The organism is Micromonospora sp. WMMD987 (genome assembly GCF_029581435.1).
GTDB classification, from domain to species: domain Bacteria; phylum Actinomycetota; class Actinomycetes; order Mycobacteriales; family Micromonosporaceae; genus Micromonospora; species Micromonospora rifamycinica.
Genome location: NZ_CP120861.1, coordinates 5,068,144 through 5,085,329 on the forward strand (window position 1 = coordinate 5,068,144; position 17,186 = coordinate 5,085,329).

Genomic DNA, 17,186 nt, shown 5'->3' on the forward strand with positions numbered 1-17,186 from the left:
ACGCCGGCCTGCCCAAGCCGGCGGGAGAATGCGCCCGCGTCGACGGTGGAGACGGGACGCCTCACATCGACGTCCATAGTTAGACTCCGCGCAGCTGGATCGTAGGACAACGCTTTCCGACAGCACAAGCCGGAGCCGCCCTTGCTCCCCGGCGGCCCACCTGATCGACTCGGCCCATGGCTGAGCACATGGACCCCGAGGAGTTCCGCCGCGCCGGTTACGCCGTGGTCGACTGGATCGCCGACTACTGGCGGACGCTGGACCAGCGGCCGGTGACCACCCAGGATCCGCCCGGCACGGTCACCGCCGCCCTGCCCACCGCCCCGCCCTCGCGCGGCGAGCCGGTCGCGGCGATGCTGGCCGACCTGGACGAGATCATCGTGCCCCGGGTCACCCACTGGCAGCACCCCGGCTTCTTCGGCTACTTCCCGGCCAACACCAGCGGCCCCAGCGTGCTGGCCGACCTGGTCAGCTCGGGCCTCGGCAGCCAGGGCATGCTCTGGGCCACCAACCCGGCCGGCACCGAACTGGAGACGGTGGTGCTGGACTGGCTGGTCGACCTGATGGACCTGCCGGCGTCGTTCCGCTCCACCGGCCCCGGCGGCGGGGTCATCCAGGACTCGGCCTCCTCGGCGACGCTGGTCGCCACCCTGGCCGCCCTGCACCGGGCCAGCAGGGGACGGTGGCGGGAGGTGGGCGTCGACCGCCGGTACCGGGCGTACACCTCGACGCACGGGCACTCGTCGATCGAGAAGGCGGCCCGGATCGCCGGCCTCGGCGGGCAGGGCGTGCGGACGATCGAGGTGGACCCGGAGAGCCAGGCGATGCGGCCGGCGGCGTTGCGCGCGGCGATCGCGGCGGACCTGGCCGCCGGGGAGGTGCCGGCGATCGTGGTGGCCACGATCGGCACCACCTCCACCACCGCCGTCGACCCGCTGCCGGAGATCGGCGCGATCTGCGCCGAGTACGGTGTCTGGCTGCACGTCGACGCCGCGTACGCCGGGGCGGCGGCGATCTGCCCCGAGCTGCGCTGGTCGCACGCCGGCGTCGAGTACGCCGACTCGTACTGCTTCGACCCGCACAAGTGGCTGCTCACCGGCTTCGACTGCGACGCCTTCTGGGTGGCCGACCGGAGCGAGCTGATCGAGGCGCTGACCGTCATGCCGGAGTTCCTGCGCAACGCCGCCAGCGAATCCGGCGCGGTGATCGACTACCGGGACTGGCAGGTCCCGCTGGGCCGCCGGTTCCGGGCGCTCAAGCTCTGGTTCGTGCTGCGCTGGTACGGCGTCGAGGGGCTGCGGGCGCACCTGCGTTCCGGGATCGCCCTGGCCGACGGGTTCGCCACCCGGGTACGCGCCGACGACCGGTTCGCGCTGGCCGCCCCGCACCCGTTCTCGCTGGTCACGTTCCGGTTGCGGGCCGGCGACGAGGCGAGCGCGGCGCTGCTGGCCCGGGTCAACGACAGCGGGCAGGTGCACCTGACCCACACCAGGGTCGACGGCCGGTACACCCTGCGGCTGGCCGTCGGTTCACCGCTGACCCGGCCGGAGCACGTGGACCGGGCCTGGGACCTGCTGTCGGCCGCCGCCACCGACATCCTGGCCGGGAACTGAGCCGGGACCGGGCCTGAGCGCGGCCGGGGACCGGACCGGGACTGAGCCGGGACCGGACGGGGCGGGAGTGGGGACGGGGCCGGGACCGGACAGGGCGGGAGTGGGGCCGGGACCGGGGGCGAGGGCGGCGACGTACCCGGTCGGGGTCAGCGCTCGGCCACGGCCAGCACTTCGGGGGGCGTGCCCGGCGCGGAGCCGACCGGAACCGGTGCCGCCTCGGCGGCACGGCCGTCGGCTCCCGTGCGGACCTCCGCTCCGTCGCGGACCTCCGCTCCGTCGCGGACCTCGGCTCCGTCGCGGACCTCGGCGGCACCGTGGGCCGCTGGGCCACCGCGTCCACCGGCATCGGTGGTGGGCGCGTCCGCGTCGGCCCCTACCTCGACACCGGTGGCGTGGGCGTCGACGATGGCGCGGGCGTGGCGGGTCCGGCGCAGCGCGCGGACGGCCAGCACCAGGGCGACCAGCCAGCCCACGGCCAGCAGCGCGTAGACCACCGGGCGGGTGGTCGACCCGGCGTCCCCCGCGTTGAGCAGGATCCGGGCGTTGGTCAGCACGATCACCCCGCCGATGGTGGCGCCCAGCAGCTGGGCGGGGACGATCCGGACCAGCCAGGCGGCCACCGGTGCGGCGATCAGGCCACCGATCAGCAGCGCCGCGACGGTGGGCAGCAGGAAGCCCTCACTGCCGAGGCCGATCAGGAAACCGATGCTGGCCGCGCCGGCGACCACGAACTCGGCGGTGTCCACCGAGCCGATCACCTTGCGCGGCTCCATCCGGCCGGACACCAGCAGCGCGGGGGTGGCCACCGGACCCCAGCCGCCGCCGCCGGTGGCGTCGACGAAGCCGGCGACCAGCCCGAGGGGGCCGAGGAACCGGCCGCGCAGCCGCCCGGCACCGGTTCGCTGACGCAGCGGCCGGGAGAAGCGCACCAGCAGGTACGCCCCGAGGGTGAACAGGATGCCGGCCATCCACGGGGCGGCGTTCTCGGTGGAGATGGAGCTGAGGAAGGTGGCCCCGACGAATGCGCCGATCGCGCCGGGCAGGGCGATCCGGGTGACCACCCGCCAGTCGACGTTGCCGAACCGCCAGTGTGCGACACCGGCGGCGAGGGTGGTGCCGATCTCGGCGAGGTGCACCGACGCCGAGGCGGCGGCCGGGGCGACGCCGACGAAGAGCAGCAGGGTGGACGAGGTCAGCCCGTACGCCATGCCGAGGGCACCGTCGACGAGTTGCGCGGCCAGGCCCACCAGGGCGAGCACCAGTAGCTTGCGCACGTACCCCTCCGAACTTCTCGGCATCTCCTATCAACTTGGTCGACAATGCGGCATGACGGCGCGTGGGTCAACCCCCTGATCGGTGGATGGGACGCGCCGGTGACCACGCCGGTCGGAGCCGGCGGTCGGCCCGCCGGACGGCGGCCCCGCACCAGCACCGATTCCCGGCGGGCCACCTGACCGACCCTCCCGGCGCGCGGGACGGCTCCGGGCACCCGGCTCCCAGCGCGCGGGACGGCTCCCGACGCTCAGATCCAGGCGCGCGGGACGGCTCCCGGCGCTCAGCTCCAGGCGCGCGGGTCGGCTCCCGGCGCTCAGCTCCAGGCGCGCGGGTCGGCGGCCAGCTCGTTGATCCGCCCCGGCAGCACCCCGGCCGCCACGTCGGCGACGGTGACCTGCTCCAGGATCTCCCGCTCACTGGCCCGCAGCGCGATCCAGACGTCCTGCAACGCCCGCGCCGCGCCGTGGTAGCCGAGCTGCTCGGGGCGCTGCCCCCGGACGTGCGCCAGCGGGCCGTCGATCACCCGGATCACCTCGGCGAGGGAGATCTCCGCCGCCGGCCGGGCCAGCCAGTAGCCCCCCTCCGGGCCGCGCTGCGCGTGCACGATGCCACCCCGGCGCAGCTGGAGCAGGATGCTCTCCAGGAACTTCGGCGGAATGTCCTGTGCCCGGGCGATCTGCTCGGCGGTGACGGGCCGCGACCGCCCGGCGTCCGCGCCGTCGGCGACCGAGGCCAGCTCGGCGGCCGCACGGAGGGCATAGTCGACCCGAGCGGAGAGACGCATGGCCGCAAGGTTAGTCGGCGACCCGGCCGGCCGGGTCGCCACCCTCCACCGAACGGACGAGCGGCGCAGCGGACGACCGCCGCGCCGTCCCGGCCGACGGCCGGGCGGTGCCAACGGTGGCACGGACGTGGCACCATACCCCTGTCGTCCGGCAGGGTCGCCGATCCACGACGCACCAGCGCACCGGAGCACCGGCCGATAGGGGCAGCGACAGCGATGCCGGACGTGACACCGCTGACCACGCGGGATCCGCGCCAGGCCGGCCCGTACGAGCTGGTCGGCCGGCTCGGCTCGGGCGGGCAGGGCGTGGTCTACCTGGGCCGGGACGACCAGGGCCGATGGGTCGCGGTCAAGGTCATCAACGTGGACCTGCGCCAGCACCCGAAGGCGAAGTCCCAGTTCGCCAAGGAGATCGCCGCCGCCCGCCGGGTCGCGCCGTTCTGCACCGCGCAGATCCTCTTCGCCGACGTGGACGGCGACCTGCCGTACGTGGTCAGCGAGTTCATCGAGGGCGTCACCCTGCAACGGCACGTCCGCGAGCAGGGTCCGATCAGCGGCAACGCGCTGCACCGGCTGGCCGTGGGCACCGCCACCGCGCTGGCCGCGATCCACCAGTCCGACGTGGTGCACTGCGACCTGAAGCCGGACAACGTGATCCTCGGGGCGGACGGCCCACGTGTGATCGACTTCGGCATCGCCCGCGCGCTGGACGTCACCGAGACGATGACCGACCGCATCATGGGCACCGCCCCCTACATGGCCCCGGAACGGTTCCGGGACGACGAGGTCGGACCGGCCAGCGACGTGTTCGCCTGGGCGGGGACCATCGCCTTCGCGGCCGGCGGACAGCCCCCGTTCCGCACCGGTCCGGTCGCGGCGGTGATGCACCGGGTCCTGCACGACCCGCCGGAGCTGACCGGGCTCTCCGGGCCGCTGGCCGTCCTGATCGGGCAGTGTCTGGACAAGGACCACCGGGTGCGGCCGACCGCCCAGGAGGTGCTGCTCCGCCTGCTCGGCCGGGACACCCACCCGGGCACCGCCGTGCCGCTGCAATCGGTGCTCCGGGCCGGCACCGACGCGGCCGCCACCCAGCAACTGCCCCGGACCCTGTCCACCGTCGCTCCGGTGTCCCCGCCGGTAGCCCCGGCCGCACCCGACGGCCCGGTCCCCGCGGCGGTCGACCCGTGGCCGACCATGTCGACCGTCCTGCCGGCACCGACCGACCCGGCACCACCCGACCCGGCGACGGCCCCACCGGCGACGGCCTGGCCCACTCCGACCTCACCAGCGACGGCCTGGCACGGCCCGACCGGAACGGCGACAGCCGGGCCGACCCCGACCTCACCAGCGACGGCCTGGCCCACCCCCACCGGACCGGCGACAGCCGGGCCGGACCCGGCCGGGGCGGCGACACCTCCCGGCGGGCGGACGGCCGTCCCCGCCCCGGATCACCCGGGTCGACCGGCCCCGGCCGTCACCCCGTCGACGGGCCGGGACAGCTTCGGGCGGCGGCTGCGCCGCCAGTGGGCCGACCCGTGGGGGGTGTCGACCGCCATCTTCCTCGGCGCGTTGGGCACCGCCGCCGGGTACGTCGCCACGACGGCCGTGGGCACCGCCGCCGCCGTCGGCTCCGTCACCCTCGTCGTGGTCTACGGTGTCCGTCTGCTGGTCGCCGCCGCGCTCCCCCCGTCCGCGGCCCCGGACGGTCCGCCGGCCGCGACCACCGGGCCGGGCGGGCCGGCACCCCGTACCGACGCCTGATCCACGACGAACGAACCCCTGGAGGAGCCGATGGCCACCGGTGAGCGTCCCGCCCGGTCATGGCTGCCGTACACGGCCGCCGTCGTCGCGGGGCTCGCGGTGATCGCCGCGGCGTACCTGTACGTCCGGCCCGCCCCCGGCACGGACCGGACCGACTGCGTGCCGCTGGAGGTCAGTTCCTCCACTGAGAAGAGCACGCTGGTCGCCCAGCTCGCCGACCGCTACAACGCGGCCGACCGGCGCTTCGGCGGGCGGTGCGCACAGGTGACCGTGCACGGCCTCAACTCGGGCGAGGCGATGGAGGCGTTGGCGGGTGGCTGGTCACTCACCCAGCCGCAGGTCGCCGAACCGCAGGTGTGGCTGCCCACCTCGTCACTGTGGACCGGGCAGCTACGCCTGCTGGACTCGGCGGCGGGCCGCCCCCCGCAGACCCCCGGGCAGTACCCGTCGATCGCCAACAGTCCCCTGGTCATCGCCATGCCCAGGGACAAGGGTGAGCTGGTGCAGCAGCGCGGCCCGCTCGGCTGGGCCGACGTCCTCGGCCTGTCCGGCGACACCGGTTGGGCGGCGTTCGGCAAACCCGAGTGGGGCCGGTTCACCTTCGGCAAGGACAACCCGCACCTGTCCACCTCGGGCCTGGCCGCCACCATCGCCACCTACTACGCGGCGGTCAACCGGGCCAGCGACCTGACCAGCGAGGACCTCGCCCAACCCGCGGTGACCCAGTTCGTCCGGCGGATCGAGGCGAACGTCTCGCACTACAGCGACGACTCGGTGGACCTGCTGCGCAGCCTGGCCGAGGCCGACGCCGCCGCCACCGGGGACACCCCGGCGACCGACATGAGCGCGATCGTCCTCCAGGAGGAGCTGGTCTACCTCTACAACCAGGGCCAGCTCAGCCCGAACGGCAGCAAGCCCCGGGTTCCGCTGGTGGCGGTGCATCCCCAGGAGGGCACCTTCAACCTGGACCACCCGTACGTGGTGCTGCCCTCGGCCGACCCGGCGCAACGGGAGGCCGCCGAGGACTTCCTCGCCTTCCTGCGCGACGGTCCGCAGCAGCGCAGCTTCGCCGCCCTGGGCTTCCGGGACGACGAGCGCCGGCCCGCCGAGTCGCTGCTGGCCACGGTGGCCGGGCCGGGCGGTGACCGGCTCACCTACTTCGACCCGCCCACGCCGGAGGTGGTCGGCGCGATCCTGGGCGGGTGGGACACCCTGCGCAAGAAGGCGAACATCCTGCTCGCCGTGGACACCTCCGGCTCAATGAAGGCCAGCGTCGGCGACCAGACCCGGTTCCAGGCGGCGACCGACGCGGCGAGCAAGGCGATCGGGCTGCTGAACTCCGCCGACCAGGTGGCGCTCTGGTCGTTCTCCAGCGAGACCCCGCAACGGACGAAGCGGCCCTACAGCGAGGAGGTCCGGCTGGCGCCGCTGAACCGGGACACGTTCAACCGCAAGCTCACCGGCCTGCGTATCGGCGGCAACACCGCGTTGTACGCGACGGTCCGCGCGGCGCACCGCACCATGCTCGACAGCTACGACCCGAAACGGATCAACGCGGTGGTCGTGCTCACCGACGGCAAGAACGAGTACCAGAAGGACAGTGACCTGGACCGGCTGCTCCGGGACATCGCACTGGACCCGAAGAAGCCGGTCAAGGTCTTCTGCGTGGCCTTCGACCAGGACTCGGACCTGGCCGCCCTGGACCGGATCGCCAAGGCGTCGGCCGGCAAGGCGTTCGACGCGAAGGATCCGGCCACCATCGACGACGCGCTGGTCAAGGTGGTCAGCAGCTTCTGACCGTACCCCGGCCACCGGGCGGGCCGGGGCCGACCGTCGGCCGGGAGGTCGGCGGGGTCGGGGGCGGGGGGTCGGGGGCGACCGTCAGCCGCACGGCCGGCGGGGCCGCACCGGCCGGGACTTCGGTCAGTCGCCGACGCGCCGGAGCAGGCCCTCCTGGACGGCGCTGGCGATGTGCCGGCCGTCGGCGGTGAACATCCGGCCGGTGGCCAGACCCCGCGCGCCGGAGGCCGACGGGCTCCAGCAGTCGTAGAGGAACCACTCGTCGGCCCGGAACGACCGGTGGAACCACAGCGCGTGGTCGAGGCTCGCCCCGTCCAGGCCGCCCGGCCCCCAGACCTCGCCGTGCACCGACAGGACCGAGTCGAGCAGGGTCAGGTCGGAGGCGTAGGTGAGGGCGCAGGCGTGCAGCAGTGGATCGTCGGGCAGCTTGCCGTCGATGCGCATCCAGACCCGCTGGTGCGGGTCGGCCGGCCGGTCACCGGGCCGCACCCAGCCCGGTTCGCCGACGTAACGGACGTCGATCGGGCGGGGGATCTGCCCCCAGATGCCGAGCCGTTCCGGGTAGCGGGCCAGCCGGTCGGACATGGTCGGCACGTCGTCCGGGCCGGGCACGTCCGGCGGGGTGGGGGCCTGGTGTTCCAGGGCCTGCTCCTGCCGCTGGAACGAGGCCGACATGAAGAAGATCGGCTTGTCGTGCTGCAACGCCACGGAGCGGCGCACCGAGAAGGAGCGCCCGTCCCGGATGTTCTCCACCTGGTAGTCGATCGGCTCGGCCGGGTCGCCGGGACGGACGAAGTAGCCGTGCAACGAGTGCACGAACCGCTCCGGGGCGACGGTGCGCCCGGCGGCGACCAGTGCCTGGCCGGCGACCTGCCCCCCGAACACCCGCTGCGGACCGACCCGGGGGCTCATCCCCCGGAAGGTCATCTCGCCGGTGTGGTCGAGGTCGAGGACCTCGAGGAGCTGGTCGACCGCGGCCTGGCCGGTCGCCGCCGGACGCCCGTTCACCGCGCTGTCCCGGCCCGCCGCGCCGACGTGCTCACGGGCCGGGCTCTGTCAGCCGTACCGGGGTGCTCACTGGAGTGCCCGGGCGGAGGCCGCGTCGACCAGGGAACCGAGCTGGTGCACGCGCAGCGTGTTGGTGGAGCCCGGGGTGCCGGGCGGGCTGCCGGCGACGATCACCACATAGTCGCCGGGCGTCGCCTGGTTGAGGCCGAGCAGCGCCTGGTCGACCTGGCGGAACATGTCGTCGGTGTGCTGCACGAACGGCATCAGGAAGGTCTCCACGCCCCAGCAGAGCGCGAGCTGGCTGCGCACCTCGGGGACCGGGGTGAAGGCCAGCAGCGGCAGGTCGCAGTGCAGCCGGCTGAGCCGCTTGACGGTGTCGCCGGTCTGCGAGAAGGCCACCAGCGCCTTCGCCCCGATGGCGCGGGCGATCGAGGAGGCGGCCACGGTGAGCGCGCCGCCGTGGGTACGCGGGTCGTGCTGGAGCCGGGGCACCCCGATCGAGCCGGCCTCGGTGGTCGTGATGATCTTGGCCATGGTGCTGACGGTGAGCACCGGGTACTTACCGACGCTGGTCTCGCCGGAGAGCATCACCGCGTCCGCGCCGTCGAGCACCGCGTTGGCCACGTCGGAGGCCTCGGCCCGGGTCGGCCGGGAATTCTCGATCATGGAGTCGAGCATCTGGGTGGCCACGATGACCGGCTTGGCGTTCTCCCGGCAGAGCTGCACGGCCCGCTTCTGCACCAGCGGCACCTGGTCGAGCGGCATCTCCACGCCGAGGTCGCCACGGGCCACCATGACACCGTCGAAGGCGAGCACGATCGCCTCCAGGTGGTCGACCGCCTCGGGCTTCTCGACCTTGGCCAGCACCGGACGGCGGACCCCCTCCTCGTCCATGATGCCGTGGACGAGCTTGATGTCCTCCGCGGTGCGGACGAAGGAGAGCGCGATCAGGTCGACGCCCAGGCCGAGCGCGAAGCGCAGGTCCTCGGCGTCCTTGTCCGACATCGCCGGGACGCTGACCGCCACGTTCGGCAGCGAGACGCCCTTGTTGTTGGAGACCGGGCCGCCCTCGGTGACCAGGCACCGGATGTCGTTGCCGGTGACGTCGTTGACCTCGACGGCGACCCGGCCGTCGTCGATCAGCAGCCGGTCGCCCGGCTTCACCTCCTGGGGCAGCTTGCGGTAGGTGCAGGAGACCCGGTCCCGGGTGCCGAGGATGTCGTCCCCGGTGATCACCACCGAGTCTCCGGTACGCCACTCGTGCGGCCCGTCGGCGAACCGGCCGAGCCGGATCTTCGGACCCTGGAGGTCGGCCAGGATGGCGACCGGCACGCCGACCGCCTCGGCGGCCTCGCGGACCATGCGGTACACCGACTCGTGATCGGCGTGACTGCCGTGGCTGAAGTTCAGCCTGGCCACGTTCATGCCCGCCTCGATCAGTCCCCGGAGCCGCTCCGGGGACGAGGTGGCAGGGCCAAGAGTGCAGACGATCTTCGCGCGGCGTGTCACGCCCATCAGGCTAGTCTCTCCTCCGGGTCGACCTGCGGGCCGACCCCTTGCGGACTGAGGAACAGGGTCCGACGACGCGCGGGGTGGCCGCGTGGCCGGCGGGACGCGGGCCACGCCGGAGACGTCGGAGCGGCGCGGGCATCGGCGACCGCGCGCCGGGAATCGTACCGCCCGGGGGCCATCGTCGTCCGCGCGCTCCCGGGCTCGTCCGCCCCGACACCGGCCCGGTCGGCGCCCGCCGCCCGTCACGTGTCTCCACGGGCCGCTAACTGCCGGTCTTGACCAGCGGGAACTCCAACGAGCCGGCCGGGCACAGGAAGGTCAGCACGTCGACCGTGTAGAGCCCGGCCTGCACCGCCGGGTCGGCCTCCATCACGCTGCGTACGTCGTCGACCGAACCGGTGCGGGCCAGGCCGATGCCGATCGGCGGGGCGGGCTCCCGGGCCGGACCGTCGATCGACCCGGCCACCAGCACCAGGCCCCGCCGTTGCAGCGCCCACATGTGCGCGGTGTGTTCGGCCTGGAGCCGCTGCACGGTCTCCGGCGGCAGCACCCGACCGGCCGGGCCGGGATAGAGCACGATGCACTCGTACGTGTCGAGCGCGAAGTCCAGCTGCGGCGTACCCGTCATGGCTCCCCCTGCGCGTCGGCGCCCCACCGCGCCGGTCGTCGACCCGCCCGGGGCGACCCGACGGTGCCGGACCCGCCCTGCTCCCCCGGACCCGCCGTGCTCCCCCGGACCCGGCCAGCGTCCCACGAGCCGGCCGCCCCCGGCGGCTGGTCGGGGCAACTGCCCGGGGATCGACCGGGGTGGGCATCGGCGCACGCTGGTACGGTCCGACTGATGGGAAAGGGCTCGATCCGCCGAGCGGAGGTCCCGAACATGACTCGCTCCGCCACCGTCGGCCCCCGGCCGCCGGACGACGCCCGCTGGCGGGAGCTCCTCTCCTGCGCCGGTCGCGCCGGCCGGCGGATCGTCGGGCACGACTGGACGGCCACCCCGCTCGGGCCGCTGGACTCCTGGCCGCAGAGCCTGCGCACCGCCCTCACCATCTGCCTGCACACCCCGACCCCGGCGGCGGTCTGGTGGGGGCCGGAACTCGTGCTGCTGCCCAACGACGGGTACCTGGCGCTGTTCGACCCGGCCGGGCGGGAGCCGCCGGGTCGGCCGGGCACCGCGGTCTGGCCGGACGCCGTGCCGGCGCTGACCGAGGTGCTGACCGCCGCCCGGGTCACCTGCCGGCACGAACGTGACGTCGACGCCGGTCCGGGTCGACGCCGGCTGGTCTGCTCGTCGGCTCCGGTCGTCGACGTGCTCGGCCGGCCCGGCGGGGTCTTCACCACGGTCGCCGACGCACCGGTGGCGGCGGACGTCCCCGCGCAGCGGGCCGGCGACCGGCGGCGGGCGCTGCGGCAGGCCGAGGGACTGGCCCGGCTCGCCGGGGCGCTCAGCGCCGCCGGGAACCGGTCGGCGGTGACGGAGGTCGTCACCACGGTCACCCCGGCACTGGTCGGGGCCGCCGAGGTCCGGGTCGCGGTGGCCACCGCGGGTGCGCTGGACCTGACGGTGACCGGTGGCGACGGGCCGTCCCGGCTGGCGGTCGCCGACGACGAGCCGCTGGCCCGGGTGGTACGCGAGGAGACGCCCGTGCCGCTGCCCGACGGGGTCTGCCTGCCGCTGCGGGACGGCGGCGGGGCGGTGCTCGGCGCGCTCGAGGTGCGGTGGTCCGGGCCGGTCGCCGACGAGGAGGCCCGTCGTACCCTGCTCGACGCGGTGGCGGGCCTGTGCAGTCAGGCGTTACGGCGGGCCGAGCTGACCGGGTCGGCGCGGGCGATGGCGGAGTTCGCCGCCCGGCTCAGTGTCACCCGGTCGACCGCCGAGGCGATCGAGGTGATCCTGGACGCCGCGCCGATGGCGCTCGGCGCGGCCCTGCCCGGCCTGGCGATGCGGGACGAGGGCCGGCGGCTGCGGCTGTGGCACGGGGAGCTGCCGACCGGCCTGGTCGCCACCTTCGACGACCTGACCATCGACGACCCGCGACCGATCGCCCGCGCGCTGCGCACCGGTGAGCGGATCATCCTGCGCAACCGGGCCGAGTTCGCCGCCCGCCATCCGGGCCTGCCGGACCCGGCCGGGGAGTACGGCATGGTGACCACGGTGGCGTTGCCGTTGCTGGACGCCTCCCGGCGGCCCATCGCCGCGCTGGGCTTCGGCTGGCCCCGGGAACGGCCGCTGCACGACGACGACCTGGCGCTGCTGGACACCATCGCCGACCTGTGCGAGCAGACCCTGGAACGGGTCCGGCTGGCCGCCGCCGAGCACAACCTGGTGACCCGGTTGGCGGGTCGGCTGCGGGCCTCGGACACGGTCGGCTCGCCCGGGCTGGAGCTGGCCACCCGGTACCAGCCGGCGATGAGCGGCCTGCACCTGGGCGGGGACTGGTACGACCTGGTGGACCTGGACGAGGGCCGGCTGGCCGTGGTGGTCGGGGACGTGGTGGGCCACCAGGTCGAGGCGGCGGCCGACATGGCGCAGCTCCGCACGGTGGTGAACACCCTGATCCGGTCCGGGGTGCCGCTGGCCGAGGTGTTCCCCCGGCTGACCGGGCTGCTCGGGGTCGGGTTCCTCGGCACCTGTCTGGCGATGGTCGTCGACCCGGTCGCCGGTGTCGCGCAGATCGCCCGGGTGGGGCACCCCCACCCGGTGCTGCTGCGGCCGGGGCAGCCGCCGGAGACGGTCTGGACGGGGCACTCGCTACCGCTGGGGCTGGTCCGCGACCCGGTGCCGGTGACCACCGTGGCGTTCGGTCCGGGTGACCTGCTGGTGGCGTACACCGACGGGCTGGTGGAGCGGCGGGACCAGGCGTACGAGGCCGGGGTGGCGGCGTTGCACGAGGTGATCGTGCCGGTGCGTGACCAGCCGGTGGAGGTCATCGCGGACACCATCCTGAGCAAGCTCTCCGGCTCCGACGACGACCAGGCGTTGGTGGTCATCCGGCACGCGGGGTGAGTGTCGGTGGCCACACCGGTCCCGTGGGTGTTCCCGATGGCGATCTTCGGGAAAGCCAGGGAGGCGGTGACTAGATTTGCCGCTGACGACAACGCACAGGATCGGGGTAAGACTCATGGGTTCCAGCGCACAGCCCGCGAAGGCGTCCGGCACCTACCGGATCGGGGGCGACCTCCAGGTGGACCGGCTCGGCTACGGGGCCATGCAGATCACCGGGCCGGGGGTGTGGGGTGATCCGAAGGACCCGGCCGAGGCGGTCCGGGTGTTGCGCCGGGCGTACGAGCTGGGGGTCACGTTCATCGACACCGCCGACTCGTACGGGCCGTTCGTCTCGGAGCTGCTGATCAGGGAGGCGCTGCACCCGTACGCCGACGACCTGGTCATCGCGACGAAGGCCGGCCTGACCCGCTCCGGGCCGGGCGACTGGCGGCCGGTGGGGCGGCCGGAGTACCTGCGTCAGCAGTGCGAGCTGAGCCTGCGGCACCTGGGGCTGGAGTCGATCGGCCTCTACCAGCTGCACCGGATCGACGCGAAGGTGCCGCTGGCCGACCAGCTCGGCGAGCTGGCCCTGCTCCAGCAGGAGGGCAAGATCCGGCACATCGGGCTGTCCGAGGTGACCGTCGCGCAGATCGAGGCGGCCCAGCAGGTCACCCCGATCGTGTCGGTGCAGAACCTCTACAACCTGGCCGACCGCAGCGCTGAGGACGTCCTGAACCACTGCGAGCGCAACGACCTGGCGTTCATCCCGTGGTTCCCGATCGCGACCGGCAACCTGGCCAAGCCGGGCGGCCCGCTGGACGCCATCGCCACCGACCACGAGGCGACGCCCGCGCAGCTCGCGCTCGCCTGGCTGCTGCGCCGCTCGCCGGTCATGCTCCCCATCCCGGGTACGTCCTCGGTCGGTCACCTGGAGGAGAACGTGGCCGCCGCGCAGGTCCAGCTCACCGACGCGGAGTACGAGGCGCTGGCCAGGGCCGCCTGACCCGACGCGGAGTACCAGGCGCTGGCCAGGGCCGCCTGACCCGACGCGGCGGGCGGCCGACAGCGCGGTTCGCCCCAGCGCGTCGCGCCGACGCTTCGGGCCAGGCGTTCGCGCCAGCGGTTCGTGTCGGCGGTTCGTGTCGGCGTATCGCGCCAGCAGTTCGCTCCGGCGCGTCGCACCGGCGGTTCGCACCGGCGGTTGGTGCCGGCCGTTGGTGACCCCCGTGGTGACGGCCGTTGGCGACGGCCGTTGGCGACGGACCGCCATCTGGGGTTCGTGCCGGCGTGTCGCGCCGGACCACCATCTGCCGAGCGACCCTCATGCCTGTCAGGCATAAATATGCCTGACAGGCATGAGAACTCTCTTGGTGAATCGTCCCCGGCCCAGGTGCACGGCACACGACCACCGCATCGCCGACTCCGGTCGATCGTGATACCGGTGAGCGCCTGGCGGACCACCGGTTGTGTGCCACCGTCGAACATCAGGCCGAGGTAGCCGACCACCCGCAGCGGGCACGACGGCCCTGGCCGCGCCCTGGCCGCGCCCCGGCCGCCTCACCGCTCGGCGGCGTCCCCCGCCTGCCCCTGTCGGTCCAGCGCCCGCTCGGCCCGGTCCTGCTCCAACGCCCGCTGCGTCCCACCCGAGTCCGACACCCGCTGCGCCCCGTCCGCGTCCGACACCCGCTGCGCCCGGTCGGGGTCCAACGCCCGCTGCGCCTGGTCCAGCAGCTTCGTCGGGTCGGTCCGACCGCTGACCTGTAGCTCCACCTCGGAGTCGCCGACCTGCAACCGGATGCTCACCTCGGTACGCTGCTGGTCCACCCAGCTCTGCACCAGGTTGAACAGTCCGGGCAGCAGCCCCTGGGCGACCACCGCGATGATCACCGCGTCGCTGAAGCCGGCCCGGCCGCCGGCCCGCCCCGCGTCACGCACCACGGCGCGGTACCTCGGGTCACGGTGCAGCCAGGTCAGCAGCGGCGTCCGCTGCAGGCCGGCGGCGCGCGGGGCCAGCACCAGCCGGGCCGGCGCGTCGGAGCGGGGGGCGGTCATCTCGGTCTCCGTTTCGGTGGTCGCCTGTGGGGTGGTCCGCACCGGACGGCTCAGTCGTCGCCGGGCTGGAAGGTCAGCTTGCCGTCGACCACCGACAGCACGCCGCTCACCCCGAACCTCTCGTTCTCGGTGAACGGGGTCGTCCCGAAGTAGCCGACGGTGCTGCCGGTGGCCCGCGCCGACCCCTGCGCCTCGTACACGGTGGAGACCCGGGCGGTGGTCGGGCCGGTCAGGGTCAGCTCGATCGTCGGGTACTCGGTGATCTTCCAGGCGATCTTCTTCACCGTCGCACCGCCGCTGTAGTACCGCAGCGGGCAGCCCGGCGGCGCGGCCACCGCCTGCGCCGCGCAGCCGTCCAGGTAGGACCGCACACTCTGTTCCGCGGCCGCCTGCGCCTCGGGTCGCAGCGTGGGCGTCAGCTCCGCGCCGCTCACGCTCTGCTGCCCGGGTACGACGTAGACCACCCGCGAGGCCGTCTCGCTGAGCACGTTGCTCTCCCCCGCCACCGTGTACGCCCCGGGCAGCAGCGGCACCGTCACCCACTCGTCGCCGGTGGGTGCGGGCACCCCGTTGACGGTCAGCGGGGCCGGACCACCGGGCAGGTTCAGGGTCGCCGGAGCGGCGTCGATCCGCCAGCGGTGGAACAGCCCGAGCACGGCCGAGTCGTCGCGGCGCAACGGCAGTTCGGCGGTGAGCTTCCGCCCGCCGAGGGTGTACGCGACCGTGGCGACCGCCTCGTCGCCGTCGCGTTCCACAGCGGTCACGGACACCGCGTCGGGCGGCTGGTAGCCCTTGGCCGACAGCATCCGGGCGAGTTGCCCACCGTCGCCCGCCGCCGCTCGTGCCTCGGGGGTGAGCAGGGCGAGCGCGCCCTCGCCGTCGTGGTCGTCGAGGGCCTCGAAGTAGTCGCCGACCGCCGCCTGGGGGCGGAAGAACGCCCACTGGGCCGCCGTCAAAGCACCGCCCAGGCAGCTCACCAGCACCAGCGCGCCGACCAGCAGCAGCGCCCGGCGGGAGCCGATCGCCACCGTCGTCGGAGCGCCGAACAGGCCGTCGAGGCCGCGCGCGGTGGCCGCGGGGTCGGTGGTCGGGTCCGGGGCCGGCCGGTCCAGCCGGTCCAGGCGCAGCTCGGACGGCGGGTGGGTGGCGCAGACCGCCTCGTCCCAGCCGCTGCGGCCGGTCTCGAAGGAGCGCCGCCGCTCCAGCATGGCGCGCATCCCCTCCCGGTGCCCGGCGAGCACCGCACCGGCGTCGGCCCGGTACTCGGCGGCCCGCACGTCGCGGCGGTGGCAGGGCAGCACGAGGTAGCGCATGGTGAGCAGCACCGGCCAGAAGAACAGGAACACCACGAAGTCGGTGGCCGGGTGCGGGAACCGGCGCATCAGCCAGGCCGGCAGCGCGTGCACCAGCACCAGCGGCAGGCCGACGCCCCGGATGAACGCGCTGGTCACCTCGTCGCCCGTCCGCCAGTGCACGAGTTCGTGGCTGAGCAGCGCGGCGATCTCCTCGTCGGTGCAGTCCAGCACGGCGGTGCTCACCACCACGTGCCGGGCGTACGCGCGGGCGTTGGTCAGCACCGGGTCGTCCTCGATCAGCAGCCGGGGTTCACCGGGCAGGCCGAGCCGGGCCGCGCAGTCGGTCAGCAGCGGACGCAACCGTTCCGCCTCGCGGCGGCTGAGCGGACGCGCGCCGGAGACACCCAGCAGCCACGGCTCCAACAGCACCCGCCCGACGGTGTAGAGCACCCCCACCAGACCGGCGGCCACCACCATTCCGGCCAGCCCGGTGAACAGGTTCGCCGGCTCGTCGAAGGCGTTACGCCAGGGCAGCACCAGCACGACCAGGAAACCGGCGAGCGCGCCCACCACGAATCCGGCGAATCCGCCGACCACCCCGCCGGAGCGCGTCACGAAGGCGTCCAGCAGCGGCCCGACCAGCGGCGCGTCCCGCAGCAGCTCGGGCACCGCCTCCTCGGACTGGGTGCCCCCGGCGATCAGCCCGTAGAGGCCGAGGGCGAGGCCGCACCAGAGGGCCGACACCAGCGCCAACGGCACGTACAGCCAGGTGGCCAGGAACGAGCCGAGCACCCCACGCCAGTCACGCACGATGCCAGCCCGCAGCCAGACCAGGGCGCTGGGATAGCCGGGCGGCCGATGGGCGAACCGGTCACCGGCTTCGTCGGCGGGCGACGCGGTGGGTGGCGCGGTCGGTGATGCGGCGGCCGGCGCGGCCGGGGTCTCGGTCCGGGTTTGCGCCAGGGCGGGATCGGCCCCGCTGCTGAACTGCGGGGCGCTGTCCATGTCGGACACGTCGGGGCTCCTCGACTACAGCGTCTCCTGCCGATCGGCAGGACGATTCCGGGGACACGGCGAAACGACCCATGAACAGGGTGGGA

11 protein-coding genes and 1 pseudogene are annotated in these 17,186 nt (G+C 74.2%); 5 read left to right on the forward strand and 7 right to left on the reverse strand.

What is annotated here, in order from left to right; translation table 11 throughout:
* The first annotated feature begins 176 nt into the window (after positions 1-176).
* Positions 177-1,613 (forward strand): pyridoxal-dependent decarboxylase, encoded by a 1,437-nt coding sequence (locus O7612_RS21265; RefSeq protein ID WP_282266859.1) that lies wholly within the window; start codon positions 177-179, stop codon positions 1,611-1,613.
* 395 nt (positions 1,614-2,008) lie between these two features.
* On the opposite strand, the pseudogene O7612_RS21270 reads toward O7612_RS21265, so the two are convergent.
* Both O7612_RS21270 and O7612_RS21275 read right to left on the reverse strand, forming a co-directional pair.
* Positions 2,009-2,887 (reverse strand): annotated as a pseudogene (locus O7612_RS21270) (sulfite exporter TauE/SafE family protein); the annotation flags it as partial.
* Between the two features lie 314 nt (positions 2,888-3,201).
* Complete coding sequence (locus O7612_RS21275) at positions 3,202-3,672, reverse strand: Rrf2 family transcriptional regulator (protein ID WP_282266861.1); 471 nt, start codon at positions 3,670-3,672, stop codon at positions 3,202-3,204.
* Between the two features lie 216 nt (positions 3,673-3,888).
* Here O7612_RS21275 and O7612_RS21280 point away from each other — a divergent pair, with 216 nt between their 5' ends.
* A complete protein-coding gene (locus O7612_RS21280) occupies positions 3,889-5,433 on the forward strand; it encodes a serine/threonine-protein kinase (protein WP_282266863.1) in 1,545 nt (514 codons plus the stop codon).
* Positions 5,434-5,463: 30 nt separating this feature from the next.
* Complete coding sequence (locus O7612_RS21285; RefSeq protein WP_282266865.1) at positions 5,464-7,230, forward strand: extracellular solute-binding protein; 1,767 nt, start codon at positions 5,464-5,466, stop codon at positions 7,228-7,230.
* A 126-nt stretch (positions 7,231-7,356) separates the two neighbouring features.
* On the opposite strand, the gene O7612_RS21290 is transcribed toward O7612_RS21285, so the two are convergent.
* The 3 genes from O7612_RS21290 to O7612_RS21300 all read right to left on the reverse strand — a co-directional run bounded on the left by O7612_RS21290 (position 7,357) and on the right by O7612_RS21300 (position 10,381).
* Entirely contained in the window at positions 7,357-8,241 is an 885-nt protein-coding gene (locus O7612_RS21290) for an acyl-CoA thioesterase II (protein ID WP_282266867.1), read from the reverse strand.
* A 66-nt stretch (positions 8,242-8,307) separates the two neighbouring features.
* The gene (gene pyk / locus O7612_RS21295) at positions 8,308-9,756 is read right to left on the reverse strand and encodes a pyruvate kinase (RefSeq protein ID WP_282266868.1); all 1,449 of its coding nucleotides are present in this window, start codon (positions 9,754-9,756) and stop codon (positions 8,308-8,310) included.
* Positions 9,757-10,015: 259 nt separating this feature from the next.
* Positions 10,016-10,381: a YciI family protein gene (locus tag O7612_RS21300; protein ID WP_282266870.1), complete on the reverse strand. Its 366-nt coding sequence runs from the start codon at positions 10,379-10,381 to the stop codon at positions 10,016-10,018.
* A gap of 252 nt (positions 10,382-10,633) precedes the next feature.
* On the opposite strand from O7612_RS21300, the gene O7612_RS21305 reads away from it, so the two are divergent.
* Entirely contained in the window at positions 10,634-12,760 is a 2,127-nt protein-coding gene (locus O7612_RS21305; protein WP_282266872.1) for a SpoIIE family protein phosphatase, read from the forward strand.
* 115 nt (positions 12,761-12,875) lie between these two features.
* On the forward strand, positions 12,876-13,742 hold the full coding sequence (locus tag O7612_RS21310) for an aldo/keto reductase (RefSeq protein WP_282266875.1): 867 nt from the start codon (positions 12,876-12,878) through the stop codon (positions 13,740-13,742).
* A gap of 554 nt (positions 13,743-14,296) precedes the next feature.
* Here O7612_RS21310 and O7612_RS21315 read toward each other — a convergent pair.
* A complete protein-coding gene (locus tag O7612_RS21315; protein ID WP_282266876.1) occupies positions 14,297-14,791 on the reverse strand; it encodes a hypothetical protein in 495 nt (164 codons plus the stop codon).
* Positions 14,792-14,841: 50 nt separating this feature from the next.
* Positions 14,842-17,091 (reverse strand): M48 family metalloprotease, encoded by a 2,250-nt coding sequence (locus O7612_RS21320; protein ID WP_282273987.1) that lies wholly within the window; start codon positions 17,089-17,091, stop codon positions 14,842-14,844.
* Positions 17,092-17,186: the final 95 nt, after the last annotated feature.

Bases quoted from the DNA above. Each gene is read 5' to 3' on its own strand.
- O7612_RS21310 (WP_282266875.1), top strand. From the start codon at position 12,876: ATGGGTTCCAGCGCACAGCCCGCGAAGGCGTCCGGCACCTACCGGATC.
- O7612_RS21280 (WP_282266863.1), top strand. From the start codon at position 3,889: ATGCCGGACGTGACACCGCTGACCACGCGGGATCCGCGCCAGGCCGGC.
- O7612_RS21300 (WP_282266870.1), bottom strand. From the start codon at position 10,381: ATGACGGGTACGCCGCAGCTGGACTTCGCGCTCGACACGTACGAGTGC.
- O7612_RS21285 (WP_282266865.1), top strand. From the start codon at position 5,464: ATGGCCACCGGTGAGCGTCCCGCCCGGTCATGGCTGCCGTACACGGCC.
- pyk (WP_282266868.1), bottom strand. From the start codon at position 9,756: ATGGGCGTGACACGCCGCGCGAAGATCGTCTGCACTCTTGGCCCTGCC.
- O7612_RS21275 (WP_282266861.1), bottom strand. From the start codon at position 3,672: ATGCGTCTCTCCGCTCGGGTCGACTATGCCCTCCGTGCGGCCGCCGAG.
- O7612_RS21305 (WP_282266872.1), top strand. From the start codon at position 10,634: ATGACTCGCTCCGCCACCGTCGGCCCCCGGCCGCCGGACGACGCCCGC.
- O7612_RS21315 (WP_282266876.1), bottom strand. From the start codon at position 14,791: ATGACCGCCCCCCGCTCCGACGCGCCGGCCCGGCTGGTGCTGGCCCCG.
- O7612_RS21320 (WP_282273987.1), bottom strand. From the start codon at position 17,091: ATGGACAGCGCCCCGCAGTTCAGCAGCGGGGCCGATCCCGCCCTGGCG.
- O7612_RS21265 (WP_282266859.1), top strand. From the start codon at position 177: ATGGCTGAGCACATGGACCCCGAGGAGTTCCGCCGCGCCGGTTACGCC.